Source organism: Geodermatophilus sp. SYSU D00079, from assembly GCF_054050635.1.
Window position 1 is genome coordinate 62011 of the sequence record NZ_JBJGZS010000018.1, and the last position, 26530, is coordinate 88540.

At 75.5% G+C, this 26530-nt stretch carries 19 protein-coding genes; 4 read left to right on the plus strand and 15 right to left on the minus strand.

From position 1 onward, the window contains the following. Positions 1-15: 15 nt before the first annotated feature. Both ACI79E_RS15205 and ACI79E_RS15210 read right to left on the minus strand, forming a co-directional pair. Entirely contained in the window at positions 16-1596 is a 1581-nt protein-coding gene (locus ACI79E_RS15205) for a protein kinase domain-containing protein (RefSeq protein ID WP_456933400.1), read from the minus strand. A gap of 11 nt (positions 1597-1607) precedes the next feature. Further along, the gene (locus ACI79E_RS15210) at positions 1608-2009 is read right to left on the minus strand and encodes an ATP-binding protein (protein ID WP_456933401.1); all 402 of its coding nucleotides are present in this window, start codon (positions 2007-2009) and stop codon (positions 1608-1610) included. 103 nt (positions 2010-2112) lie between these two features. Here ACI79E_RS15210 and ACI79E_RS15215 point away from each other — a divergent pair, with 103 nt between their 5' ends. Then, entirely contained in the window at positions 2113-2463 is a 351-nt protein-coding gene (locus ACI79E_RS15215; RefSeq protein ID WP_456933402.1) for an STAS domain-containing protein, read from the plus strand. 10 nt (positions 2464-2473) lie between these two features. After that, positions 2474-4687, plus strand: coding sequence for a SpoIIE family protein phosphatase (locus ACI79E_RS15220; protein WP_456933403.1), 2214 nt, complete (start codon positions 2474-2476; stop codon positions 4685-4687). Positions 4688-4709: 22 nt separating this feature from the next. On the opposite strand, the gene ACI79E_RS15225 is transcribed toward ACI79E_RS15220, so the two are convergent. The 5 genes from ACI79E_RS15225 to ACI79E_RS15245 all read right to left on the minus strand — a co-directional run bounded on the left by ACI79E_RS15225 (position 4710) and on the right by ACI79E_RS15245 (position 10748). Beyond that, positions 4710-6392, minus strand: coding sequence for a PHA/PHB synthase family protein (locus ACI79E_RS15225; RefSeq protein WP_456933404.1), 1683 nt, complete (start codon positions 6390-6392; stop codon positions 4710-4712). A gap of 247 nt (positions 6393-6639) precedes the next feature. After that, positions 6640-8307 carry a GAP1-N2 domain-containing protein gene (locus ACI79E_RS15230; protein WP_456933405.1) on the minus strand — a complete coding sequence of 556 codons (1668 nt, stop codon included), beginning with the start codon at positions 8305-8307 and terminating at the stop codon, positions 6640-6642. Continuing rightward, positions 8304-9473, minus strand: a complete 1170-nt coding sequence (locus ACI79E_RS15235) for a TRAFAC clade GTPase domain-containing protein (protein WP_456933406.1) — start codon at positions 9471-9473, stop codon at positions 8304-8306. Before ACI79E_RS15235 ends, ACI79E_RS15230 begins: the two co-directional genes overlap by 4 nt. Before the next feature lie 7 nt (positions 9474-9480). Next, positions 9481-9618, minus strand: coding sequence for a hypothetical protein (locus tag ACI79E_RS15240; RefSeq protein WP_172442492.1), 138 nt, complete (start codon positions 9616-9618; stop codon positions 9481-9483). Between the two features lie 26 nt (positions 9619-9644). After that, positions 9645-10748 (minus strand): serine/threonine-protein kinase, encoded by a 1104-nt coding sequence (locus ACI79E_RS15245; protein ID WP_456933407.1) that lies wholly within the window; start codon positions 10746-10748, stop codon positions 9645-9647. 230 nt (positions 10749-10978) lie between these two features. Between ACI79E_RS15245 and ACI79E_RS15250 the strand changes: the two genes are divergently transcribed. Further along, a complete protein-coding gene (locus ACI79E_RS15250) occupies positions 10979-11929 on the plus strand; it encodes a chitosanase (protein ID WP_456933408.1) in 951 nt (316 codons plus the stop codon). Between the two features lie 9 nt (positions 11930-11938). Here the strand turns inward: ACI79E_RS15250 and ACI79E_RS15255 are convergent, their stop codons facing one another. The 3 genes from ACI79E_RS15255 to ACI79E_RS15265 form a co-directional block, all read right to left on the minus strand. Continuing rightward, entirely contained in the window at positions 11939-12874 is a 936-nt protein-coding gene (locus tag ACI79E_RS15255; RefSeq protein ID WP_456933409.1) for an MBL fold metallo-hydrolase, read from the minus strand. Between the two features lie 78 nt (positions 12875-12952). Next, positions 12953-14215, minus strand: a complete 1263-nt coding sequence (locus tag ACI79E_RS15260; RefSeq protein WP_456933410.1) for an LLM class flavin-dependent oxidoreductase — start codon at positions 14213-14215, stop codon at positions 12953-12955. 71 nt (positions 14216-14286) lie between these two features. Beyond that, positions 14287-15102, minus strand: a complete 816-nt coding sequence (locus ACI79E_RS15265) for a fumarylacetoacetate hydrolase family protein (protein WP_456933411.1) — start codon at positions 15100-15102, stop codon at positions 14287-14289. 306 nt (positions 15103-15408) lie between these two features. Between ACI79E_RS15265 and ACI79E_RS15270 the strand changes: the two genes are divergently transcribed. Continuing rightward, a complete protein-coding gene (locus tag ACI79E_RS15270; protein WP_456933412.1) occupies positions 15409-16398 on the plus strand; it encodes a LysR family transcriptional regulator in 990 nt (329 codons plus the stop codon). Between the two features lie 23 nt (positions 16399-16421). Here ACI79E_RS15270 and ilvA read toward each other — a convergent pair whose 3' ends face one another. From ilvA to ACI79E_RS15295, 5 genes are all read right to left on the minus strand, one after another. Beyond that, complete coding sequence (ilvA, locus tag ACI79E_RS15275; RefSeq protein ID WP_456933413.1) at positions 16422-17705, minus strand: threonine ammonia-lyase IlvA; 1284 nt, start codon at positions 17703-17705, stop codon at positions 16422-16424. A gap of 47 nt (positions 17706-17752) precedes the next feature. After that, positions 17753-23860 carry a DUF4011 domain-containing protein gene (locus ACI79E_RS15280; protein ID WP_456933414.1) on the minus strand — a complete coding sequence of 2036 codons (6108 nt, stop codon included), beginning with the start codon at positions 23858-23860 and terminating at the stop codon, positions 17753-17755. Positions 23861-24089: 229 nt separating this feature from the next. Continuing rightward, a complete protein-coding gene (locus ACI79E_RS15285; RefSeq protein WP_456933415.1) occupies positions 24090-24944 on the minus strand; it encodes an alpha/beta fold hydrolase in 855 nt (284 codons plus the stop codon). Further along, positions 24941-25606, minus strand: coding sequence for an isochorismatase family protein (locus ACI79E_RS15290; protein WP_456933416.1), 666 nt, complete (start codon positions 25604-25606; stop codon positions 24941-24943). The genes ACI79E_RS15285 and ACI79E_RS15290 overlap by 4 nt, the downstream gene beginning before the upstream one ends. Continuing rightward, positions 25603-26376 (minus strand): maleate cis-trans isomerase family protein, encoded by a 774-nt coding sequence (locus ACI79E_RS15295; RefSeq protein WP_456933417.1) that lies wholly within the window; start codon positions 26374-26376, stop codon positions 25603-25605. The genes ACI79E_RS15290 and ACI79E_RS15295 overlap by 4 nt, the downstream gene beginning before the upstream one ends. Positions 26377-26530: the final 154 nt, after the last annotated feature.

Genomic DNA, 26530 nt, shown 5'->3' on the forward strand with positions numbered 1-26530 from the left:
CCCGCGCCGGCGAGGTCAGTCCCGGCCGCGGTTGCCGTTCCCGCCGCGGTCCCGGCCGCGGTCGCGCTCGCCGTCCTCGTCGTCGTCACGGTCGCGGTTCCCGTTGCCGTTCCCGTCGCCGTCGCCCTCGCCGCCCTGGTCGGCGTCGGTCGGTTGCGGCGCCTCGGTCGGGGGCGGCGGGGGTGGGGGTGGGGCGACCGCGTGGGTCACGGCGATCGTCGTGCCCACCGGCACCTCGCCGACGGGCGCCAACGCCATCACCTGCCCCGCGGGCACGTCGGCGGTCTGCACCGGCCGCAGCTCGACCACGAGGTCCAGACCGGACAGCTCGGCCTGCACCTGCGCCACCGGCCGGCCCACGTACTCCTCGGCGGTCAGCCGCACCTGCACCACGCGCGGCGCCGGGGGAGGAGCCGGGGTCGCGGACGTCGTCGGCGCGGGCGGCGGGGGTGTGGTGGCACCGGTGGGCGCCGGGTCCCCGCCCCGCGTGCCGAGGAACACCGCACCGGCGACGGCGGCGACCACCACGAGCGCGACGAGCAGCGGCACCAGCAGGCGCCGGCGGGACCGGCCGCCGTCCTGCTCCGGTGGCGCGGTCGCGTCCGCGGGCGCCACGGGGCCGGCGTCCGCGGCGGGCGCGGCCGGCAGCTCGCGCGTCGTCGGCTCCGGGCGGACCGCCGGCATCACGAGGGTGTCGGCGCGCTCGGGCTCGGGCTCGGGGTCGGGTGCGGCGTGCCGCGACCGGCGCACCTCCGGGGACCGCCCGGCGACGACGTCGTCCACCGCGGCCAGCAACGCCGCGCCGTCCGGGATCCGGTCGGCCGGCTCCTTCACCAGGGTCCGCTCGACCAGCCGGCGCACCGGCTCGGGGACGTCGTCCGGCAGGGGGTCGGGGGTCTCGCGCAGCTGCCGGAAGGCGACGTCCACCGGGTCGGCGCCGTCGACCGCCCGGCGGCCGGCCAGGCACTCGTAGGCGACCATGCCCCAGGAGTAGACGTCGCTGGCCGGCACGGCGCGGTCACCCCGCACCTGCTCCGGCGCCAGGTACTGGGCCGTGCCGACGACGTGGCCGGTGCGGGTGACCGCCGCGTTCGTCGCCGACCACGCGATCCCGAAGTCGGTGATCTTGACGGTGCCGTCGGGGCCGACGATCACGTTGCCCGGCTTCACGTCCCGGTGCACCACGCCCGCCGCGTGGGCCGCGGCCAGCCCGGCGGCCACCTGGCGCAGGACGGCCAGGGTCCGGTCCGGGGTCAGCCGGCGCTCCCGCTGCAGCACCGCCGCCAGCGGCTCGCCGTCGACGAGCTCCATGACGAGGTAGACCAGCCGGTCGCCGCCGGCCAGCTCGGGCTCGACCTCGCCGTAGTCGTGCAGGACGGCGATGTTCGGGTGCACCAGCCCCGCCGACAGCCGGGCCTCGGTGCGGAAGCGGGTCAGGAAGACGGGGTCCCCGGTGTACTCCCGGCGCAGCACCTTGACCGCGACGGTGCGGCCGAGGACCAGGTCACGGGCCCGCCACACCTCGCCCATCCCACCGGTCGCGATGGGGGAGAGCAGTTCGTAGCGGTCCTGCAGGACCGAGCCCGGCGGGTGCATGTCCCGAGCGCTCAGACCGGGTCCACCAGGCGCAGCGGCGGGGGCGAGGACAGCCGCTTCTCCAGGGTCACCCGGTGCCGTCCGTCGGACTCGTGCCGGAAGGAGAGCCGGTCGACCAGCGCCTGCATGAGCAGCAGGCCGCGGCCGCCGTCCAGCGGCGCCCGGTCCGCGGCGTCGGGCAGCGCGTCGGGGTCGAAGCCGTCGCCGTCGTCGAAGACGCTGATCCGGCACAGGGCGTCGTCGATGGCCACCTGCACCTCGTACTCCGCGTGGTCCCCGGCGTGGTGGACGACGTTGGCGCACGCCTCGGTGAGCGCCAGCGCGACCTCGTCGACGGTCGTCCGGTCGACGCCCAGGTGCTCCAGTGCCTGCCGGCACAGCCCCCGCACGAACGGCACGCTCGTGCTGTCCACCGGAAGGCGGACGGTGAAGGCGATGTCCATCCCGATTCCCCCCTCCGTGCCCGATGGCCCTTACCCTGCAGGGGCAGGGCGACAACGACGAGGGGACCGAACCGTGCTGTTCGAGGTGGAACGGACGACGGTTCTCGGGCGACCGGCGCTGAGAGTACGCGGCGAGCTCGACCTCGCCACCGCCCCGCAGTTCGCCACGGCCGCGGAGTCCCTGCTGTCCCAGCAGCCCCGCTCGCTGGTCGTCGACCTGACCGAGACCACGTTCCTGGACTCCTCCGGCGCCCGGCAGCTGGTACTCCTCGCGCGGACGGCGCAGGCCGCCGGCGTCGCGCTGCAGGTGGTCTGCCCCCGCGACAACCGCCCGGTGCGGCTGGTCGTCGACCTCCTGGAGCTGCAGGCCCTGGTGCCGATCGTCGAGTCGGCTGCGCTCACCGGCGGAGAGGTCGGCCCGTAGGGTCGCGGCGGTGACGTCGACCGTCCCCCAGCCCGACCTCCCCGGCGTCCCCGCCGACGCCCTGGCCCGCTGCGCCGACGAGCCGATCGCCGTCCCCGGCGCGATCCAGCCGCACGGCGCGCTGCTCGCCGTCACCGAGCCCGACCTCGCCGTCGTCGTCGCCTCGGCCAACGCCGCCGACCTGCTCGGCCGCGCCCCGGCGTCCCTCCACGAGCTGCTGACCCCCGCCGACCTCGACCGGCTGCGCGCCGGGCTGGCCGGGGACCTGGCCGAGCTCAACCCGCTGCGGGTGACCGTGGACGGGGCCGAGGTCGACGTCGTCGTCTCCCGCGCCGACGGGCTGCTGCTCACCGAGTGGGAGCCGGTCGAGGGCGCCGGGCAGGCCGGCGCCGCGTGGCACCGCCGGCTGCCCGCGGTGCTGCAGCGGCTGTCGGCGACCACCGGCCTGGACGAGCTGACCGCGGTGCTGGCCCGCGACGTCCGCGAGCTCACCGGCTTCGACCGGGTGATGGTCTACCGCTTCGACGCGGAGTGGAACGGCGAGGTGGTCGCCGAGGACCGCCGCGCCGACCTCGAGCCGTTCCTCGGCCTGCGCTACCCGGCCAGCGACATCCCCGCCCAGGCCCGCGCCCTGTACGCGGTCAACTGGCAGCGGCTGATCCCCGACGCCCGCTACCGCCCGGTGCCGCTGACGCCGGCCGCGGACCCCGCCACCGGCCGCCCGCTGGACCTCTCCGGCTCGGTCCTGCGCAGCGTCTCGCCGGTGCACCTGGAGTACCTGGCCAACATGGGTGTCGTCGCCTCGATGTCGGTGTCGCTGATCGACCGCGGCCGGCTGTGGGGCCTGGTGTCCTGCCACCACTACGCCGGGCCGCACCGCCCCTCCTACGCCGACCGGGTCGCCGCGGAGTTCCTCGCGCGCACCGCCTCCCTGCTGCTGCGCACCGCCGTCGAGACCGCCGACCGCGGCGAGGTCGTCGGCGTGGCCCAGCGGCAGGCACAGCTGGTCGCCGCCGTCGGCCGCACCCCGCGCGACCCCGCGGCCGGGCTCACCGGCGGCGAGGGCACGGTGCTGGACCTCCTGCCCGCCGCGGGTGCCGCGGTGCGGCTCGGCGGCCGGCTGCACCTGCTGGGCAGCACGCCCCCGGCCGACCGGGTGCCCGGCCTCGTCGCCGCCCTCCTGGCCACCGGGGAGCCGGCCACCGACGCCCTGGGCCGGGTCGTCCCGGCCGCCGCCGACGTCGCGGACACCGCCAGCGGCCTGCTCGCCGTCGAGGTGGGCGGCGGCAGCGGGGACTTCCTGGCCTGGTTCCGCCCCGAGACGCTGCGCGAGGTCACCTGGGGCGGCAACCCGCACACCCCGAAGACCGTCGAGACCGACGCCGGGCCGCGGCTGAGCCCCCGCCGCTCCTTCGCCGCCTGGAGCGAGACGGTGCGCGGCACGGCGACGCCGTGGCGCGACCACGAGGTCGCCGCCGCGCGGGCGCTGGCCACGCACCTCGCCCAGTCGGCGCTGCAGCGGGCGGGGGAGGACAACCGGCTGGCCGCCGTCCTGCAGCGCACGCTGCTGCTCGAGGAGCTGCCGAAGGTGCCCGGGCTGGCCCTGGCCGCCTACTACCGGCCCAGCGCCGCCGACGTCGTCGGGGGCGACTGGTACGACCTGGTGCCGCTGCCCAGTGGCCGGGTGTCGGTGGTGGTGGGGGACGTCGCCGGCCACGGCCTGGCCGTCGCGGCGATCACCGCGCAGCTGCGGCACGCGCTGCGGGCGCACCTGCTGCGAGACGCCGGCCCGGGCGCCGCGCTGTCGGGCCTCGGCGCCCTGGTGGCGGCGTTGCTGCCGGGCGAGCTGGCCACCGCCGTCGTCGCCGAGGTGGACCCGGCCACCGGCGCGGTCACCGTGGCCAGCGCCGGGCACCCGCCGGTGCTGCACGCCGGCGCCGGCGGGGCCACGCTGGTGTCCGGGGGGCGCGGCCCGGCCCTCGGCCTGCTCGACCGCGCCGACTACCCCGAGGCGCGCCTGCAGCTGGCCGGCGACGACCGGCTGCTGCTGTTCAGCGACGGCCTGGTCGAGCGCCGCGACGTCCCGCTGCCCGAGCGGCTGGACGCGCTGCGGGCGGCGGTGGTCGCCGGCTCCGACCCGGGGACGCTGCTCGACGAGGTGCTCGCCGCGCTGGACCCGCCGGACGCCGACGACGTCACCGTGGTCGGCGTGGGCCGGGCCTGATCGCCGGCCCGGTCCCGCGGGGTCAGGCGGGCACGCGGTCCAGCACGTAGAGGCCGGGTGCCGCCTCCTGGGGCGGGTGGTCCGCGCTGCCCAGCTCCGTGGGCGCCGGCACCTCCTCGCCGGACCGGGCGACGGTCCACTCGGCCCAGTGCTCCCACCAGCTGCCGGTGTGCCGCTGCGCCCCGGCCCGCCAGTCCTCGGGGTCGGGGCCGAGCGGGCCGCCGGTCCAGTAGCTCATCCTCGGGTTGCCCGGCGGGTTGACCAGGCTCTGGATGTGGCCGCTGGAGCTCAGCACGAACTCGGTCGGACCGGAGAGCAGCTGCGTGGTGCGGTAGGTGCCCTTCCACGGGGTGATGTGGTCGGTCAGCGCCCCGACGACGAACGTCGGCAGGGTGATGCGGCCCAGGTCGACCGGGGTGCCCAGCACCGTCTCCGCACCCGGCCGGGTCAGCGTGTTCTCCCGGAACACGCGCAGGAACTGCTCGTGCAGCGCGGCCGGCAGGTTGGTGCCGTCGGCGTTCCACTCCAGGACGTCGAACGCCGGCGGCGCCTCGCCCATCAGCCACTGGTTGACCAGGTAGCCGAACACCAGGTCGTCGGGGCGCATCCAGGTGAAGACGCTGCCCATCGACCGGGCCGGGATCACCCCGCGGGTGCGGGACAGCCGCCGGGCCAGGCCGACGGTGGAGCGTCCGGCGAAGGCGCCCAGCGGGGCCCGGGAGTCGAAGTCCAGCAGCGTCACGCCGTAGGCGGCGCTGTGCACGCTCTCGTCGCCGGTGGCGGCCAGGTGGTTGAGCAGCGTGGTCTGGATGATCCCGCCCGCGCAGATCCCGATCGTGTTCACGTCGGGGGAGCCGGTGACCTGCCGGGCCACCGCGACCGCCCGGCGCACCCGCTCGGCGTAGGTGTCGAGGTCCCAGTGGGCCTGCTTCCGCGTCGGGTTCCGCCAGCTGATCATGAACACCTGCAGCCCCTGGGCGACGGCGTGCTCCACCAGGCTGCGGCCGGGGGCGAGGTCCAGGAAGTAGAAGCGCCCGATCGGCGGCGGCACGACGACCAGCGGCCGCTCGCGGACCCGCTCGGTCGACGGCGAGTACTGGATGAGCTCGATGACGTCGTCGCGGTAGACCACCGCGCCCGGGGTGATGCCCAGGTTGCGGCCGACGCGGAACGCCGAGCGGTCGGTCTGCGCGGGCATGCCGCCGTTGTGCAGGACGTCGCCCAGCAGCGCCTTGGTTCCGCGTACGACGCTGCCGCCGCCGGTCTCCAGCGCCCGCTTGAGCGCCGCCGGGTTGCCCAGCAGCGTGTTGGTCGGCGCCGCCGTGCTGGTCAGGACGTTGATCGTGAACCGGGCCCGCTCGACCTCGCGCCAGTCCGCGCCGTCGGCCTCCATCCGGTCGACCAGCCGCTGCAGCGCCGCACCCCAGGCGAGGTAGCCCTGTCCCAGCCGCCGGTAGCCGGGGTTGTCGGTCCACGCCGGGTCGGTGAAGCGCTTGTCCCGCGGGCTCGGCGCGATGCGATCGGTGCCGCGGACGATCTCGACGAGGTCCTTGCCGAGCTGCACGCTCTCGGCCGCGATGGCCCGGGGCCGGCCGAGCAGTGCGGCGACCCCGCCGAGGCGGCCGACCGGCGCCGCGGCGGCGACGTCCTCACCGCCACCGGCGGGAACGGAGTGGAGTGGACGGTCCTGCGCGGCCTGGCTCACGTGCTCTCCTCGCGGTCGGTGCCCGTCCGGCCGACGGTAACGAGGGCAGACCGTCCGGAACGAGGCCCTAAGTCCCTGCCGGGACGAGGGGTGGGCCACACTCCGCCGACGCTCGTGCTCTGCCCACCGCGGTGGGCAGAGCACGAGCTCCGCCGGGGTGGACGGGTCGATCCCCTCGTGCTCTGCCCACGAGTGAGGGCAGAGCACGAGCTCCCCGAGGCGGACCCGCGGCGGCCTCCCGGCGGGCTCAGTCGCGGCGGCGGCGCCGGCGCGGGACGTCGTCCTCGGCGCCGCGGCTGCGGGCGAAGGACTCGGCCAGCTCCGCGGGCCAGCCGTCGTCCACCAGCAGCAGTGCCAGCGACCGGCTCAGCACCGTGTCGACGTCCGGGGGCGGCAGCTCCGAGCCGAACACCACCTCGCGCAGCGCCCACCCGTGCCCGGCGCTGCCGCCGGTGGCCACCGCGGTGGCGAGCTTCTCCACCCCGGCGACGTCCAGCCGCAGCGCGGCCCAGCGCAGCACCGGCGGCAGCGCGGACGCCGGGACCAGCGGCTCCAGCCGCGCCAGCCAGCGGACGTCGGCCACCAGCAGGTGCCCGAGCAGCGCGCGGTGCTCCTCGTCGAACGCCCCGCCGTCCGCGCGCCACTGGGCCTCCAGCGCGTCGCCGACCACGCGCCGCCGCGACGCCAGGAGGGCCAGCTCCCACCGGTCGTCGGTCAGGTGCAGCAGCGGCAGCGGGACGCCGAGGCTCAGCGCCTGCTCGACCAGCAGGCCGGCCGCGCGGTCCAGCCGGGCGATCCGCCGGCCGCGCTCGACCTCCTCGGCCAGCGCGGCGCAGAGGTCGCCCTGGGTCAGCCCGGCCAGCGTCACCGCGGTCTCGGCCGGGCCGTCGGCGCCGTCGAAGACCTCGTCGAGCAGCGCGGCCAGCACCTCGGCCCGCACCCGCCCGGCGACCGCGCCCGACCGGCGCACCGAGGCCTTGAGCGCCCTGGCCACCGGCGGCTCGGCCGCGGCGAGGGCCAGCGCGGCGGCGGTGTTGCGGTCGCGGCCCAGCCAGCGCGCGGCGGCGTCGGACTCCAGCACGCACGCCACCTGCTCGGCGGTGAGGCCGGCGGCGTCCTGCTCGGCCCAGTCGTCGGCGAACAGCCAGGCGTCCAGCCGGCGCAGGTCACCGATCGGATCGGGCGGCAGGTCGCCCTTGCTGGCCGCGGCCAGCAGCGACCGGGCGCGCTCGGTGTCGGCGGGGCCGGCGGTCGCGGCGCCCGGCGCGGAGCCCAGCACCATCGTGACCGCGGCGGTGTCCGCGTCGTCGGCCTGCGGGTCGGCGGTGAGCGAGACCCCCGCCGTCAGCGCCCGCGGCAGCACCGCGGCCACGACGTCGGCGACCTCGCGGCCCGACGGGGCCCGCCGCGGCAGGGTGACCTCGCCCGCGCCGTCGGCGAGCGCGGCCAGCAGCAGCGCCAGGCACGGGGTGAGGGCGTCGACGTCCTCGGCGGTCAGGGCCGGCACGGTGCGCTCGGCAGGCGGCACCCGCAGCGGCGGCAGCTCGGCGGTCGGGACGGCGTCCGCGTCGAGCGCGTCGATGAAGCGGCCGGTGCGGCGCAGGGCCAGCAGCTCGCGCAGGCCCAGCCGGTCGCCGTCGTCCCACAGCAGGTGCACCAGGTAGTTGCCCGGCCGGCCGAAGCCGTCGGCGCGGGCGGCCACCTTCCGGTACAGCAGCCGGCCGGCGCCGCGGTGCACCAGGCCGAAGGCCTCGCCGGCGTCGGGGGTGAAGCCGACCAGCGCGCCGAGTGCCTTGCGGGTGCGACCCACCTCGGCCGGCCAGTCGGGAGAGTGGGCGAAGACCCCGAATCCCGGACCCTCCAGGGTCCGCGGCGCGGAGGTGTAGACCGCCTGCGGGTACGCCCGGGCGCTCATCCGAACCACTCGCCGCGCAGGGCCGAGCCGGCCTCCTCCGGGTCCAGGCCCTCCTCGGACAGGAAGCCGTGGCGGGCCAGCAGCACCAGCAGCGGGTCCAGGCAGCCGACCGGGGAGATCTCGGGGTAGCCGCCGTCGCGGGCGTCGGCCCCGGTGGCCGACACCGCGTGCACGGTGGGCCGCGGCAGCCGGTTGAGCACCGCGGTCAGCAGGTTGGAGCCGCCGTTGACCTCGAGGAAGTCGACCAGCCGGGAGCTGGTGGCGCGCACGTCGGCGAACCAGTGCGCCAGCGGCATCGCGGCCAGGTCGGTGTCGCGCAGCGCGCCGGCCGGGAAGTCGGGCAGGCCACGCAGCTTGTCGGCCTTGGTGACCACGACCGACGCCGACACGCCCTCCAGCGGGGCGTCCGGGTGCAGGTTGCGCGCCGTGCGCAGCAGGTTGGCCAGGTTCACCACCATCTGGGTGTGCCGGGCCAGCCCCATGGACTCCTCACCGGGGTCGGCCAGGTGCCGCAGCCGCGGGAAGACACCGGGGGAGAGCAGCACCAGCACCGAGGACGCCGCGTAGAGGAACCTGCCGTACTGGCCCATGTCCTCGGCGCGGTACAGCTGCTCACCGGAGGCGTCGAAGAAGACGAGGTTGACCGCCCGCTCCGCGCCGCCCCGGCCGGCGCCGCGCAGCACCAGCATGAACGGCTCCGGCGAGCTGCCCTCGCCCAGCAGCGGCAGGGTCAGCGGCAGCTGGCGGCGCTGCACCATGAGCCGGTAGCGGTAGTCGTCGAAGCGGGCCGCGCTGTCCTCGTCCATCTCCACGGAGATGCCGAGCGGGGCCAGCGCGCCCTCGTGGAGCAGGTCGATCAGCACCGTCAGGTAGGTGCTCTTCGACGCGCCGGTCAGCCCGACCAGGCCCACGACGATCGTGGGGCGGTCCAGGTAGTCCGGGGGCAGCCGGTGGCCGTTGGGGCAGGTCGGGCTCACGCTCGCGGCGGCCGCGACGGCGGCGTCCCGGGGGGTGGGCGGCGGCGCCGGCTCGGTGCGCAGCGGCTCCAGCAGCCGCTGCCAGCGGCTGCGCCGCTCCACCGGCGGACGGCGCGGGACACCGGCGGCGTCCCGCCACACCGGGGTGGTCAGGGGCTCCAGGCAACGCGGGCAGACGCGGCGCTTCATCGCCGGCTCAGCGGACGAAGAGGACGAAGAAGACGACGGCGGTCGCGCAGAACACCGCCAGCAGCACGCGCTGCCGCTCGCGGTAGCGGTGCCGCCGCGCGTCCAGCCGCTGCTGGGCCAGCGCCCGCTCGTACATGCCGGACACGGTGGTGGGCCTCCTCGGGGTCGGGGTCAGAAGGCGACGTGGTAGACGATGGCCAGCACCAGCCCGGCGACGATGCCGAGCAGCACGGCGACGGCCACGGCCGCGGCGAAGCCGACCCGGGTGTCGGCGACCGCTCGCTCCAGCCGGGCCAGCTCGTAGCGCGCCGCCTCGACGACCGCGCCCACCGACTGCAGGTCGCGCATCGTCGTCCGCGGGTCGGGGATCTGCGAGGTGCCGCCCAACCAGCGGGTCTGCTGCTCCACCTGCCGGGCCAGCGCGGACACCGACGGCCGCTTCTCCGGCGCGAACCGCAGGGCCTGGGTGACGCTGTCGAGCAGGTTGGGCGGCACCCGGGAGAGGTTGAGCCGGCCGGCGCGCAGGGCGAGGAAGTAGTCGGAGTCGGACATGGTGTCGTCCGGGTCCACCGGGTGCACCGCGCCCGCCGCGAAGGCGATCACCATGCCCCAGCTGTAGACGTCGCTGGCCTCGGTGAGCGCGGCGCCCTGCAGCTGTTCGGGGCTCGCGAACAGCTTCGTGCCCAGCACCGCCATGCCGGTGGTCGCGGTGCCCGACGGCGGCTCGGGGCCGATGTAGCGGCTGATGCCGAAGTCGACCAGCCACACGTCGCTGCCGGAGATGATGATGTTGCCCGGCTTGACGTCGCGGTGGACGACGCCGGCGGCGTGCACGTCCCGGAGCGCGCGGAGCAGGCCGATGGCGATGCGGCGCAGCTCCTCGGCGTTCAGCCCGGCCGAGCGGTGCGCGAGGAACTCGTCCAGCGGCGTGCCCGCCACGTACTCCTGCACGTAGTAGGGGGCGTCGGCGGTGAGGTCCTGGTCGACGATCCGGGCCACCCGGGAGCTCTTCACCCGGGTGGCGTTCTCCACCTCGCGGGCCAGCCGCTTGCGGGCCAGGTCGGGTGCGGCCTCGGGCAGCCGCTTGACCACCACCAGCGGGCCGTCGTCCCCGGTGGAGCCGACGAACAGGTCGGCCCCCTGGCCGCCGCGCGGCAGCCGGCACATGAGGGTGTAGGGCCCGATGCGGTCGGGGTCGCCGGGCTCCAGGAGGTGCACCTGGCGGGTGCCGGCCAGGTCGGCGACGGCTCCGGTGGGGTCGAGCGCCTCGTCCACGGTGCGGGACCTCCCGGGGTCGGCGACGGCTGGACGACGACGGTAGAACGTGAACCTGGCAGAGACCGTCCCCGCGGCGCTCGCGGTTCCCCTCCCCACCCTCGACCGCCGGCCGGCCCGGGCCCGTGGTCCGGTGTGTGACTTCCTCCTCCCAGCGTGGGCACACGGAACACACAGGTTCGTGGGGGACGTTGGACCACGGAGCGGCGGGCACGGCGACTGGGGAGTGGATGACCGGGATCGGCACGGGTGTCCGGCGGGAGACGCGTCCCGCCCGGCACGCCGCGCCCCGGCGCCGTCCGCCCCGGTCCGCGGTGCTGGCGGCGGTCGGCCTGGCCCTGCTGCTGGCGCTGCTGGTGCTCGTCGTCCCCCGGCTCGGTGGGGAGCCCGACGGGCGACCGGCCGCGACCACGACCTCGGAGGCGGGCCCGACACCGGTGGACACGTCCGACCTCAGTGACCCCGGCAAGCGCGACGTCGCGATGCAGCTGGTCTCCAGCGCCGAGAACTCCACGCTGGACTGGCAGGACCAGTACGCCTACATCGAGTGGGACGTCGAGGGCGTCGAGTCGGAGAACCGGGGCTACACCGCCGGGCTGATCGGCTTCTGCAGCGGCTGCGGCGACATGACCCGGCTGGTCGAGTACTACACGAGCACCGCACCGGGGAACCGGCTGGAGGAGTACCTGCCCGCCCTGCGCCGGCAGGAGGAGCTCGGCATGGGCAACGTGACCCAGGAGGGGCTGGGCCCGGCGTTCGTCGCCGACTGGCAGGCCGCCGCCCGCGACCCGCTGTTCCAGGCGGCGCAGGACCACATCGTCGACGTCGCCTACTTCGACCCGGCCGTGCAGCAGGGCCTGGCCGACGGCGTGCACGCCCTCGGCCAGTTCATGTACTTCGATGCGATGGTCATGCACGGCCCCGGTGAGGACCGGCTGGACTTCGGCGGGATCCGGGCCGCCGCGCTGGCGAACGCCAGCCCGCCGGCGCAGGGCGGCGACGAGGAGGAGTGGCTCGACGCGTTCCTGGACGCGCGGGTCGAGGCGATGCAGGCCGAGCGCGCGCACCGCGACACCAGCCGGGTCGAGACCGGGCAGCGGCGGTTCCTCGAGGAGGGCAACCTGCACCTGAACCCGCCGCTGCAGTGGTCCACCTACGGCGACGCCTACCGCATCCCCTGAGCCGGCGGGTCAGGCCAGGCAGGTCAGCGGCCTGCCGCCGTTGTACGCGATCATCTCGTCGACGATCAGGTGGTAGTCCAGGGGCACTCCCCGTGGCTCGCCGCGGAGCTCGGAGTAGGCGCGGTGCAGGTTGCCGACGAGCCGCTCCGGATCGGTCAGGCGCGCGAAGTCACCGAGGTCGGTGCGGCGCGCCACCTCCAGCGGGGGGTCGCCGGCGCCGAACCCCTCGCGCGCCCGCTCCTGCACGAACCGCAGGTACTCCAACTGGCCGGCGATGACGGCGCCGTCGCACACGGCGCCGTGCCCGGGTACGAGGGTGGCCGGGTCGAGTCGCTGGAGCTCGGTGAGTGCGTCGACCAGCCCCTGCACCGAGCCCATCACCACGAACGGCGTCCCGCCGTTGAAGACGAGGTCGCCGGCGAAGAGCAGGCCGCGCTCGGGCACCCACACGGTGACGTCGTTGGTGGTGTGCGCCGGCTGCCCGACGTACCGCAGCGTGGCGGCGACGTCGTCGCAGTAGACGGTCACCGAGTCGTCGAAGGTGACCGTGGGAGCGGCGATCTCCAGGTCGCCCCACTCCACGCCCGGGAACCACTCCTGCGTCTCCAGGCCGACGGCGAGCATCGTCTGCCGGCACAGGTCGTGCCCGACGATCGTGGCCTGCGGGAACAGGTAGTTGCCGTAGGTGTGGTCGCCGTGGTGGTGGGTGTTGACGATGGTCTGCACAGGGGTCTCGGTCAGGGTGCCGACGGCGTCCTTGAGCCCCTGGCCGCGGGCGGCGGTGAAGGCGGTGTCCACGAGGGTGACCCCGCGCCGCCCGACGTGGACGCCGGCGTTGTTCAGGCCCCAGCTGCCGTCGAGCTGGACGAACGCGTGGAAGCCGCCGCCGAGGCTCTCGATCGTCGGTGGGGGCAGGACCGCGGTGTGGGTGTGGCTGTTGCTCATGTCTCCTCCAGAGGGAGCGCGACGAGGGCGCAGGGCGGCCCCGCCCCGAGCCGGCGAGGGGTGGTGGAGGGTCCTTCCTCAGGCCTGCCCGGCCTCGGCGAGCCCGAACTCGGGCATGACCTCGGTGGCGAACAGCTCGAGCATCTGCAGGCCCTCGTCGCGCGGGATCATGCCCCAGTGGAAGAGCCACACGAAGTAGTCGATGGGCAGCTTCGTGAGGAACTCCCCGACCTGGCGCTTGACGTCGTCGACCGTGCCGCCGATGAGCAGTCCACTGTTGATGAGCCGGTCGGCGAGGTGCTCGCCGGGCTTGGGCACCGGACCCTCCTCGCCGTCGTACCGGGCACCCTCCATGAACCCGAACTGCTCGTACCAGCCCTGCCAGACCGGCTTCTCGTAGCGCTCGACGCTGTCCCGGATGCGGGCACGGACCTCGTCCTCAGGCGTTCCGTTCGGGTAGATGTAGAACGTGCGGCAGACGCCGATGCCCTCCCCGAAGCGGGGGTCGCGGCCCCGTGAGTTGGCGCCCTGCACGTAGATGTCCATGAGCTGGCGCAGCTTCTCGTGTGAGCCCATGAGGATCGTCGGCGTGACGTCCTCCTCGCCGCACCACAGCAGCGTGCCGGGGCTGGCGCCGAAGGCCTGGAACAGCTGCGGGTGCGGGCTCTGGTAGGGCCGCGGCACGACGCTGACACCCTTGACCGTGCCGTGCTCGTCGACCTCGCCGGGCTGGCCGTAGGGGCCGGTGATGGTCTTCGCCGGCGGCCAGTTCGGGATGCCCTCGACCGGGAACGGCACCTTGTACGTGGGGCCGTCGTACTGGAGCAGCGGCTCGGTCCACGCCTTCTTCATGATCGCGAAGTTCTCCGAGAACAGCAGCCGATTGCGCTGGTCGGCGTCGCTCATGTCCGACGCCGTGGAGGTCACCCCGAACCGCTGCCCCAGGATGTTCTGCCACCGCGCCTGGTAGCCCCGGGCCATACCGACGAACAGCCGACCCCGCAGCATGTGGTCGACGATGGCGATCTCCTCCGCCAGCCGGATCGGGTCGTGGGCCGGGAGCACCAGACCGAGCTGCCCGTGCCGGAGGCGCTTGGTGTGCTGCCCCAGGTAGAGGTTGAGCATCAGCGGGGCCGGGGAGATCTCCATGCCCTCCGAGTGCATGTGGTGCTCGACGTGCGTGATGCCCCAGTAGCCGAGGTCGTCGGCGGCCTTCACCAGCTCGACCAGGCTGTCCAGCATGCGCTGGTACGCCTCGTTGTCGCGGCCGATGGGGCGCCGGGCGGCCATCTCCTGCTCGTCGCCGAGCGTGGGGTACACCTGCAGGATCACGTCAGGCATGCGTCTCTCCGTTGCGTCGGGTGTGGAGCGCGCGGCCGGTCGACAGCGCGCGGCCTGCAGGGGAGGCAGGTTCAGGCGGGCCGGTCGGTCAGGTCGATCCCGAAGCCGGGGGCGTCCCGCTTCTTGCCGACGGGGTTGCGCAGGACGCCGATGCCCTCCACCTCGAGCTCGACGACGTCCCCCGGGCGGATCCAGCGGTCCAGCTCCAGGCCGCACCCGCGGCCGATCGTCCCGCCGCCCAGGACGTCGCCGGGCTGCAACGGCTGGTCGACCGACAGCGTGGAGACGACCTCGGCGAAGCTGAAGGCCATCGCGCCGAGCGTGCCCTCCGACCAGGTCTCCCCGTTGACCCGCGCGCTCATCCGCGCGGCGGAGATGTCGATGGCGTCCGCGGTGGTGAGGGTGGGTCCGAGCGAGGTGGCGAAGTCCTTGCCGAAGGCGGGCCCGAGCCGGACCTCCATCTCCCGGAACTGGATGTCCCGGGCGCTCCAGTCGTTGAAGATCGTGTAGCCGGCGATGCAGTCCAGCGCCTGCTCGGGCGTCACCTGGGAGGCCGGTCTCCCCAGCACCGCGGCCACCTCGAGCTCGTAGTCGAGCTTGTCGGTGTAGTGCGGCCAGGGGACCTCGTCGTCCGGCCCGATCACGGTGTCCGGGTTGCCCTTCCAGTGGATCGGCAGGCGGTACCACTCGGGCGGCACGGTGCCCAGGCTGTTGCGCACGTGCTCCTCGACGAGCATGAAGTCGCGCATCGAGTTGGGGCGGGGCAGCGGCGCGGCCAGCCGGACCTCCTCGAGCGGCAGGAGGGACTGGCCGGTCTCCTGAGCGCGGACCAGGCAGGTCCGCGCGAGGTCGAGCCCGTGTTCGCCCTGCCGCAGGAGCGCGAGCACCGAGTCCGGCGGTGGGATGTCCGGAGCGAGCGCCCTAGCCGCCGAGGCGAGGTCCACGACCTGTCCTGCATCGAGGACGCCGGGCAGTGGGGGACCCGACGCTCCCGTGCGGCGGAAACTGACCAGTTGCACCGATCGGCCCCTCTCCGGTGGGCTCCGACGACCACCTGGGGGCGAACCTAGATGCGGCGTGAGCGACGGGAGAAACAGTGATCCCCGGTGGATTCACCGGCTAGCGTGGTCGATCCACCGGGCCGACCACGGCCGGTGCCGCCCGGTCCGGACCTCCAGGAGGGTCAGGGTGCGGTGAAGGACGATGTCGAGCTGCGCCACCTGCGCGCCTTCGTGGCCGTCGCCGAGGAGCTGAACTTCTCCCGGGCGGCACGGCGGCTGCACCTGGCCCAGCAGTCGCTGAGCGCACAGGTGCAGCAGCTGGAGCACGGCCTCGGGGTACAGCTGTTCCGCCGGACCACGCGCCGGGTGGAGCTCAGCGAGGCGGGCGCGGTGCTGCTGGGCCAGGCCCAGGCGGTGCTCCGCCTCGTCGCGTCGGCGCTGGAGCAGACCCAGCGGGTCGCCACGGGGGAGAGTGGACGCCTGGTCGTCTCGTACACGCCGACGCTGGTGCAGGAGACCCTGCCCCGTCTGGTCTCCGCCGTCCACGACCGCCTCCCGGAGCTGTCGCTGCAGATGTGCGAGATGTGGCAGCCGGAGAGCCTGGAGGCGGTCCGGGCCGGGCGGGTGGACGTCGGGATGGTCCGGTCGGCCGACGTGGGCGAGGGCCTGGAGTCGGTCCGGCTGCGCAACGAGCCGATCGGCGTCGTGCTCGGCACGGGGCACCCGCTCGCCGTGCACCCGGTGCTCCCCGTGGAGCGGTTGGCCGACTCGACGCTGGCCATCTGGCCGCGCCAGTTCTCGCCGGACTTCTTCGACCAGGTCGTCGGCTCCTTCCGCCGACACGGCTTCCACGGGCCCATCCACGAGTTCGAGTACCTGACGTCGGCGCTGTTCCACCGCGATCCCGCCGCGCGCGCGGAGATCGTGGCCGGCCAGGCCTTCTCGGTGGCCTTCGTGACCCAGTTCGACCCCCTCCCCGACGGTTTCGTCTGGCGCGCCGTCGAGCCGGCACCCCTCATCCCGGTCCAGCTCTACTGGCGGCCGGGAGCCGGCGCGGCGGTCCGGCGCTTCGTCGAGGTGGCCCTCGGGGTGTCCAGCGCGCAGGGCTGGCTGCACCCCGCGACCACCGCCGGGACCGGCGGCCGGACACCGGTGGGTCCGGGCGTACCGACGGGTGCCTGACTGAGCCGGCGGCCGGCCCCGGGTCAGACGAGGAAGCGGTAGGCCGTCGTCCCGGGGGCCACGTGCTGGATGCGCAGCGGGCTGGCCTCGATGCGGGCGAGCAGGCCGGGCAGGTCCGCGGCCCGTCCGATCTCGATGCCGGTGAGCGCGGCGCCGGTCTCGCGGTTGTCCCGCTTCACGTACTCGAACAGCACGATGTCGTCGTCGGGGCCGAGCACCTCGTCGAGGAAGCGGCGCAGCGCCCCGGGCTCCTGCGGGAACTCCACCAGGAAGTAGTGCTTGAGCCCGCGGTGCACCAGGGAGCGCTCCACCACCTCGGCGTACCGGCTGACGTCGTTGTTGCCGCCGGACAGGACGCACACGACCGTCTGCCCCGGCTCGACGGTCACCAGCCCCCCGGTCAGCGCGGCCGACGCCAGCGCGCCGGCGGGCTCGGCGATGACGCCGTCCACCTGGTAGAGGTCCAGCATCTCGGTGCAGATCTGCCCCTCGGGGACGGCGACCAGGTCCGCGCCGCAGTCGCGGACCAGGGGCAGCGTGACCTCGCCGACCCGGCGGACGGCGGCGCCGTCGACGAACGTCTCCATCTCGGCGAGCTCCACGGGGTGACCGGCGGCCAGGGCGGCGGTCATGCTCGCCGCGCCCGCCGGTTCCACCCCCACCAGCCGGGTGCCGGGGCTGTGCGCGCGCAGCCAGGTGCCGCAGCCGGCGAGCAGCCCGCCGCCGCCGACCGGCAGCACCACGACGTCCGGCGGGGTGGCCAGCTGCTCGAGCAGCTCGACGCCGACCGTGGCCTGCCCGACCACGGTGGACAGCGCGTCGAACGCCGGCACCAGGGTGGCGCCGGTGCGCCCGGCGAAAGCCGCGGCGGCGGCCGCGGCCTCGTCGTAGGAGTCGCCGGTGACCACGAGCTGCACCGCGTCCCCGCCGAGGGCGCTGATCCGCTCCCGCTTCTGCCGGGGCGTGGTGCCCGGCACGAACACCGAGCCGCGCACGCCCAGCGCCCGGCACGCGTACGCCACGCCCTGCCCGTGGTTGCCGGCGCTGGCGCACGCCACCCCGGCGGTCCGGGCGGCGGGCGGCAGGCCGGCGATCGTGTTGTAGGCGCCGCGCACCTTGTAGGAGCGGCCGACCTGCAGGTCCTCCCGCTTCACCCAGACGTCGGCCCCGGTCCCCGCCGACAGCCGGGCGTTGCGCTGCAGCGGCGTCCGCTCGGCGACCCCGGCGAGGCGGCCGACGGCCTCCCGCACCGCCGCCTCGAACGCCCCGGTGTCCAGGCCGGCGCCCGTGAGGGAGGGAGAGCTCATCCCGCCATCGTCGCCGACCCGCCGTCCCGCCCCGCGCGCAGCCCGGGTCACCCCGCCGCGGTCAGCAGGCCGGAGTCCTGGCGGGTGAGCCGGCCGGCGTCCAGCCCGCGGACCAGCGCCGCCTCCAGCAGCGGCAGGAGCGACGGCGTCCGGCGGCGGTAGCCGAAGACCTCCGCCGTCCGCAGGAACAGCTCGTCCCGCGTCAGGCCGGCGGCGGCGCGGCACAGGGCCACCATCGCGTTGGTGACCTCCTCCGGCGCCACGTGCTCCAGCGGCCGGTCGGCGCTGGCGGCCTGCCGGCGGAAGGACGACCAGGTGTCGCGGTCCAGCGTCTCGGGCCAGACGAACTCGCCGACGAGGGTGGCCGGCGGCAGCAGCGCCAGCAGCGCGTCGCGCCGGGCCTCGCTGACCCGGGTGAGCCCGAACGCGCTCGCGGTCAGCCGGGTCAGCCGGTCGCGGTGCACCGGCCCCTCCGCCTTGAGCCCGGCGGTGAGCACCCGCTTCACCGTGCGCGCGATGCGGGCGTCGGAGAGCGCGTCGAGGACCTTGCGGTCCCCGGCGGTCTTGGGCACCCACGGGACGAACGGCAGCTCGCCGTCCAGCGGCGCCGTCGTCGTCTTCCGCGCCGTCCGCCGCGGGGCCCGGGCCGGGGCCGGCCGGGGAGCCGGCGCCACGGGGGCTTCGCCGGCAGGGATCTCGGGCACGGGGGCCTCGGCGACGGGTGTCTCGTCGACCGGCGCCGCCTCCTCGGGCGTCTCGGCGACCTCGGCCACCGGCACGTCGACGACCACCGGCGCGGTCACCCGCAACGGCACCGCCGACCGCAGCTCGGTCGCCGGCGGCTCGGCCGGGGCGGGCACCGGCGGGACGACGTCCACCGTCTCCCCGACGGCCACAGTGGCCACGATGGCCGGGTCGTGGGCGGCCATCGTGGCCACAATGGCCGGTTCGGGCCGGGGGGCGGGCGCGGGGGTGGCGTCGACGGCGGCGACCAGCCGGTCGAGGACGGCGTCGCGGTCGCGCAGCCACGTCGGCAGCCACACCCGCTCGACCGCGGGCCAGCGCAGCATCCCGGCGAGGACGTCGACCGGCAGGCCGTCGCGGTCGCCGACCGTCCGGCGGCGGGCCCACGTCGGGCCGTCGAGCAGCACCGCCATCACCGGCGCGTCCGGAGCCTCGGCGCGGGCCACCGACAGGTCCACCCGGAACTCCGAGAGCCCGACGTCGGTGCGCACCACCAGCCCGCGCTCGCGCAGCGCGGCGGCGATCTCGTCGCGGTGCCGGTCGGGGACGGCGACCGGCCGGGCGTCGCGCGGCAGGGCGTCGGTGCCCAGCGCGGCCAGGTCGAGGTAGGCGCGCAGGTGCTTGATGCCCAGCGACGAGGTCTGCTCGGCCCGCAGCTGCGACGGCTCGAACGAGGAGAAGACGACGACCTGGCGCCGGGCGCGGGTCACCGCGACGTTGAGCCGCCGCTCCCCGCCGACCCGGTTGAGCGGGCCGAAGTTCAGCGGCAGGAACCCGCGGTCGTTGACGCTGAAGCCGGTGGAGAACAGCACGACGTCGCGCTCGTCGCCCTGCACGTTCTCCAGGTTCTTGACGAACAGCCCCTCGCCGTCGGTGCGGTCCAGCGCCTCGACCAGCCGGTCGTCGCCGGCGTCGCGCAGCAGCCCCTCGATGTAGGCCCGCTGCTGCACGTTGAAGGTGATGACCCCGATCGAGGGCAGGCTGCCGTCCGCACCGCCCTCCCAGGCGTCGAACCGGCGGCGGATCTCCGCGACGACGGCCTTGGCCTCCATCGGGTTGGTCCGCAGCAGCCGGCCCGCGCCGGAGCGGTGGAAGGTGCCGTTGACCCGCACCAGCGAGATGCCGCGCCCGCCAACGTCGGCCGAGGGCCGGCCGTGGGTCGGCGCGGGGAACGACGAGAGCCGGTTCTCGTAGTAGTTGGCGTTGCTGAACGCGATGAGCGACTCGTCCTGGCTGCGGTAGTGCCACGACAGCCACTGCCGCGGCACCCGGGCCTGCACGCACTCGGAGAGGATCGACTCCTCGTCCTCGACCGCGGTGCCCAGCAGCTCGGCCCCGTCGTCCTCGGCCGCGCCGGTGGACGGCTCGGCGAAGGACGTCGGCGGCATCTGCTTGCTGTCGCCGACCACGACCGCGGCCTTGGCCCGGCCCAACGCACCGACGGCGTCGGCCACCCGGATCTGCGAGGCCTCGTCGAACACGACCAGGTCGAACAGGCCGGCCTCGGCGGGGAAGAACCGCGCCACCGAGTCGGGGGAGACCAGCACGCACGGCATGACGGCGGTGACCAGCTCCCCGTACTGGGCGAGCAGCCCGCGCACCCCCAGCCCGCGGCGGGTCTTGGCCAGCTCCCGCTGCAGCGCGCCGACCTGGCCATCGCCGCTGACCGCGTCGAACGGGCGGGCGGCGAGCACCGCGCCGGGCAGCGCCGAGCGCAGGTGCTCGCGCACCGCCTGGGAGGCGGCGGTGAACCGGGCGATGGCCCGCTGGTGGACGTCGGCGTCGAACCCGTCCAGGCCCGAGGCGGCGCGCCGCTCGGTGACCGAGGCGAGGGCGACGCCGTGCTCGAAGGCGCGCACCGCGTCGTCGGCGGGCAGCTCCCCGGTGACCAGCAGCGCCCGCGCCTCGTGCAGGCCGGCCGTGCGCAGCGGCTCCAGGGTGTCGATGAAGTCCGCCCAGCGGCGCAGCGACATCAGCCCGGTGTGCTCCACCCCGCGCTCGGGGCGGGTCATGTGCCAGCGCAGCACCAGCCCGTCGTCCCCGGCCCAGCGGGCCAGCTGGCGCGAGCCGGTGGAGCACACCCGCAGCAGCGCGGTGACCGCGTCGCGCAGCCGGGTGACGGCCGCGCCGGTCGCGGCGTCGGGACCGGGCCCCTGCACGACCCACCGGCGCAGGGCGGCGGCGAACTCGCCGTCCCGGTCGGTGGCGGCACCGGCCGCGCGCAGCCAGGCCACCTGGCCGTCGAGCAGCGTCGGCTCCACCAGCGGGTTCCAGCCGGCCGGGACCGACAGCCCCGGGATGACCGCGGCGCGGGCGGCGATGCCCTGGGCCGTGGTCTGCAGCCGCCACAGGGCGGCGGTCAGCTCCGGGACGTCCTTGAGCTTCACCGTCACGCCGGGCCGCAGCACCGGGGCCAGCTGGTCGCGGACCGCGCCCAGCCCCTTGCGGCGGGCCATCCAGCGCCCGGCCTGCGCGGTCTGCGCGGCGACGTACAGCTCGGCCAGCGGCAGCTCCAGTGCGGCCGGCGTGGCCAGCTCCAGGCCCGGGTGGACGGCGGCGGCGAACGCGGCCGCCTCGCCCAGCACCGCCGTCGTCGCCGTCGTCCAGCGCTCGGTCGGCACCTCGTCGAGCACGTCGAGCGAGGTCGCGGGGCCGCAGAGCAGGTGCGCCAGCGCGGTGAGGTCCTCCGGCGTCCGCACCTCGCGCAGCGCCCGGGCCAGGTGCGGCTCGGCGGGCAGGTCGCGGATCCCGGCGTCGACGGCGGCGGCGGCCTGCTGCGCGGCGAGCAGATCGACCTGCGCGGTGTCGACGAACGCCCACGCGTGCTGCGGGGAGGGGCGGACCAGGTCGGCGATGTCGGGCAGCAGCGCCAGCGCGCGGCGCACCGCGGTCATCGTCTCCGGGGACGCGCCGGCCACGAACGTCGCCGGCAGCGGCATCGAGGGGACGCCGTCGCGCACCGCCAGCGCCGCGGTCCGGGCCGAGTAGTAGGACAGCCCGGCGGCGTTCTCGGCGTGCAGCCGGTCGGCGTAGCGGGCCAGGGTGCGGCGGGCGGAGCGCAGGTCCTCGCCGTCGGCGGCCAGGCCCTGCTCGTCGACGGCGACCGCGTGCTCCAGCGCCGCCTTGAGCTGCGTCCGGACCACCGAGGTCCGGCTGCCCTTGTCGTGCAGGTCGAGGGCGAACGGGCCCATCCCGACGGCCTCCAGCCGCCGCGCGACCACGTCGAGGGCCGCCCGCTTCTCGGCGACGAACAGCACCCGCTTGCCGTCGGCCACCGCCCGGGTGAGCAGGTTGGTGATCGTCTGGGACTTGCCGGTGCCGGGCGGGCCCTCGAGCACGAAGGTGCGCCCCGCGGCGGCCTCGGCCACCGCCCGCAGCTGGGAGGCGTCGGCCGGCACCGGGCACTCGGCGGCGAGCTCGTCGAGGTCGACCCGGCCGGCGGTGTCCGGGGCGGGGTCGGTGAACGCCTCGGTCGGCTCGTGCACCAGGTGGGCGACCAGCGGGTTGGCCGTGAAGTCGGCCCAGTGCTCGTCGAGGTCCTTCCAGAGCCGGAACTTGGCGAACTGCAGGACGGCGAGGTCGGCGGTCGGCTCCACGCGGTAGGGGACCGCCGCGTCGGCCAGGGCCTGGCGCATCGCCTGCAGCGCGCGGTCGACGTCGATGCCGGCGCCGTCCTCGGCCGGCTCGGTCAGCCCCGGCACGGTCAGGCCGTGCAGCTGGCGCAGCTTCTCCAGCAGGCAGTGGTTCGGGGTGGTGGTGCCGGTGTCGTCGAGGGTCAGCCGGTAGACCCCGTTGCGGCTGGTCGGGGTGAGGGTGACCGGCACCAGGACCAGCGGGGAGCGCAGCGGCCGGCCGTCGAGCTCCCACGCCAGGCTGCCCAGCGCCAGGTAGAGGTTGTTGGCGCCGGTCTCCTCGCGCACGGTCTTCGCCTTGTAGGCGAGGTTGCGCAGCCGGGGCAGGTAGCCACCCTCGGTGACGTCGGCGTGCACCGCCTTGCGCTCCACCAGCAGCTCGGCGAGCACCTCGGCCGGCAGCTCGGTGGCCGAGCGCAGCCCCCGTTCCCGCTGGACGGCGGCGATCCGGTCGCTGGGCAGCAGCTGCACGGCGGTGCCGGCGTGCAGCAGGTCCTCCAGCGTGCCCAGGGAGGCCGCGGGCACGGCCAGGGGCAGCCCGGCGCGCTCGGAGTAGTTGATCAGCCGGTTGCGCAGCGACAGGTCCAGCAGGCTGTTCTTCCACTGCTGCACCCGCGCCGGGGTCTCGGGGCGGCCCGGCTGCACCGGCGCCGGCGTCCGCTCCACCGGCTTCGCCGCGACGCTGTGCAGCGCCGGCCGGTACTCGAACACCTGCACCGCGCCGTCCGTGCCGCGGGTGCGGGCCGGCAGCGGCACGATGCCGTCGCGCCGGGCGCGGTGGACGTCGGTGACGCCCAGCACGCGGTCCAGGTCGCCGGTCAGCCAGGCGTCGTAGGCGGGGGAGTGCAGGTCCTGCGGCTCCTCGTCGCGGGCGCGGCTGGTCAGCAGCGTGGTCTCCACCAGCCGCACGAGGCCGAGGTCGACCAGGTTGACCAGCGGGGCGACGTCGGTCGTCGCGGCGCTCTCCGCGCCGCGCTCCTCCCGCCAGTAGCCGAGGAACGCGTGGCCCTCGGCCAGCCACAGCAGCGGCCGGATGCCGGCCTGCTCCAGGGCGGCGGCCAGGACGACGACGGTGTCCAGGCAGGTGCCGACCCGGCCGTCGAGGACGTCGCCGGGGGTGCGCACCTTCTGCCCGACGTCGGCCCAGCTGGCCGGGGGCTCGCTGTAGCGGATGCCGCGGCGGCGCATCGCCCCGGTCAGCGCGGCCACGATCTCGTCGACCCGCTCCGGGCCGGACTGGTAGCCCTGCACCGACCCGCTGCCGGTGCGCTCCTCCAGCAGCACGCTGGCCTCGTCGATCAGCGCGGTGACCGCCGGGTGGTTGGGCATGACGTGCGCGGCGAGCATCTCCAGCGCCAGCGGGAGCGGCGCGGCCAGCCACTGGCTGGCGGCCAGCACCTGCACCGGGACGGCGGTGCCCGCGACGTCCTCGCCGTCGACCAGCAGGTCGACCTCGATCGAGCCCGGGCGCTGCTCCTCGATCTGCAGCATCGCGGCGGGGTCCATGACCAGGCCGACGTCGCTGAGCACCGTCGTCTGCCCGGCGTCGAGGTCGACCAGCAGCTCGACCGGGCTGCCGATCGGGCCCTCGGCGTCGCGCACGCCGAGCCGCACCGTCGCCGCGCGCACGGCACCGCCGTGGTTGGTGAACGCCAGCCGGCTCACCACCGGCACCCGGTTGTGCGCCAGCGCGTAGCTGAGGACCGGGGTCGAGGTCGCCGAGATCGCCACGGCCGGCCGGGTGTGCACGTCGGTCGACCGGAGGTCCGTGGCGCTCATGGTGCCTGTCTACCGGCCCGGACGGACCGGTCCGGTCAGGTGCGCGAGGCGTCTGTGGCAGGAGTGACGGGTGCTTCCGGTCTGACCACGGATCACGTCCGGGACACCTCCGGACGGTCACGAACACCGGCCCGCGTGCCGATGGACGGGCGTCCGCCGACACGGGCCGAGGCCCGGTCCCCCTGGGGGACCGGGCCTCGGCACACACCGCCCTCGCGCGCGGCGGCGGTCAGTCCAGCATGCCGGCCAGCGCTCGGCGGGTGGCCTCCAGCGCGGGGCCCGGGGTGTCCCAGAACACCATGTGGCCGGCGCCGGGGACCTCGACCAGCTCCGCGGCGGGGTTGGTGCGGGCGGCCTCTGCCGCGCCGGCCGCGGTCACGACGGGACTGTCGCCGCCGTGGACGAGCACGGTGGGCGCCGGCACGTGCGGCCAGCTGGCGAAGAAGTCCTCGGTCTCGAACCCGCGGTGGGTCTCGGTGACCGCCCGCTCCGAGCAGCTGGACAGCCAGCGGGCGCGCAGCTCCTGCTCCCGCCGTGGCCAGCGCGGCCAGGACCGGGCCACCTCGTCGGCGGTCGTCCCGCGCCGGGCCTCCGCCAACTGCCCGAGGAACGCGGCCAGCGTCGTCGGGTAGGGGCCGCGGCCCGGGCCGCTCATCGGCGGGTCGACCAGGACGCTGCCGCGGAGCGGGAGCGCCCCCCGCGCCGCGACCACCGCCGTGATGCGGGCGCCCATCGAGTGGCCGAGCAGCACCGGGCGGTCCAGTCCCAGGCCGGTGACGACCGCCTCGACGTCGTCGGCGTAGGCGTCCAGGTCGTAGGCGTCCCCGTCGTCGGAGAGGCCGCGGCCGCGGACGTCGACGACCAGCGGCCGGACCAGGTCGGTCAGTTCCCGGGCGACGAAGTCCATGGCGATCGCGGGGCTGGTGATGCCCGGGACGACCACCAGCGGCACGCCTCCGCCGCCGTAGTCCAGGACGTGCAGGCGCACGCCGGCCGACCGCACCCACCGGCTGACCGCCGGGACGTCGGCGAGGTCGGCCAGCGCGGCCTGGGCCACGCACCGGGGCCGGGCTGCGTCGGTCACGCCGGCACCCCCACGGAGGCGAGGGTCGCCAGGTACCCGAGGGCGTCGTCGAGGTCCACGACGTCGCCGTACTTGGCCTGGATGTCGAACAGGCTCGCCTCGTGCGGACCGGCAGCCCGGTCACCGACGCAGTCGCGGGGCACCAGGACGGGAAACCCCGACTGGACGGCGTCGACCGCGGTCGCGCGGACGCAGCCACTCGTCGTCGCTCCGCACACCAGCACCGTGTCGCAGCCCAGCCCGGTGAGGGTCGCGGCCAGGGTCGTCCCGAAGAACGCCGAGGCGCCCTTCTTGACGACCAGCACGTCCTCGGGGCGCACCGGCAGCCGTGGGTCGATGGCGACCGCCGGGCTGCCCTCCCGCAGCGTGCGCATCCCGGTGGCCTTCTGCAGCCAGGTCACCGCGGAGCCGTCGGCCTCGGCCGGCGTGTACGCGATGGTCGTGAAGACCACCGGCGCCCCGGCGGAGCGGCCGGCCTCGATCAGGCGGCCGGTCGCGGTCACCACGTCGGTGAGGTCGGCTCCGGCCGGGAACTCCGGTTCGGTGAACCCCCGGCTGAGGTCGACCACGACGATCGCCGGCCGCCGGCCCCGGCGCACGGGGGCGCCGAAGCCGGCCTGCTGGTAGGTCCGGTCGGTGTCCTCCCCGTAGTCCGCCGTCACCGGGGCGCCCCGGTGACGGCCAGTTCGCCGCTGAGCAGCCGCCCGGCGCCCGGGACGACCGTCGGCAGGCCGAGTCGGGTGAGGATCGACCAGGTGGTGGCGACCGCCGCGGTGAGCACCGGGAGCCCGGCCTCGTCCTCCACGGGCTGGACGGCGGCGAGCGAGGGCATCTGCACGCACGCCGACAGGACCAGCGCGTCGGCGTTCGTGAGGTCCAGCCGCTTGTAGTGGTCCCGCAGGTCCATCGGGTCCAGCCGGGCCACCGCCAGGTTGTCGGGCTCCTCGAGGCTGAGGGCGTCGACCACCTCCACCCCGGCGTCCTCGATGTAGTCCGCGACCATCTTCGTGAGCGGCTTGAGGTACGGGGTGACGATCGCGACCCGGCGGGCCCCGAGGGCCGCGATGCCCTCCAGCAGGGCGCCCGCGCTGGACACCACCGGCGCGGTCGCCCCCTCGCTGCGCAGGGCCGCGGTGATCCCGTCCTCCGCGGTGCAGTGGGAGCCGGGCCCCTGGGCCATGATCGCGACCAGGCACGCGGTCGTCACGACGTCCGGGCGGGCGTCGGCCAGCTCCAGCGCGGCCCGTTCGGTCTGCGCGTTCATGGCGCGCAGGCCCTCGGGGGTCACGTGCTTCATGCGCATCCGGCTGGCGTGGAAGACGAACTCGTCCTCGGGGACGACGGTCTGCCGGTCCCGCAGCATGCGGGGCAGCTCGGTCTCCATCGTGAGGTTGGAGCTCGGCACGATCATGCCGATGTGGTGGACGCTCATCGGCGGTTCACCGGGCGCATCTCGGGGACGGTGAGCTCGCCGGCGTCGACGATGAGGGCGTCGTCGAGGTAGAGGCTGCAGCCGCGCATCGGGATGTCGAAGTGGCAGGGGGTGTCGTTGGGGCCGCCGAGTTCGTTGTTGGGGCCGATGGAGA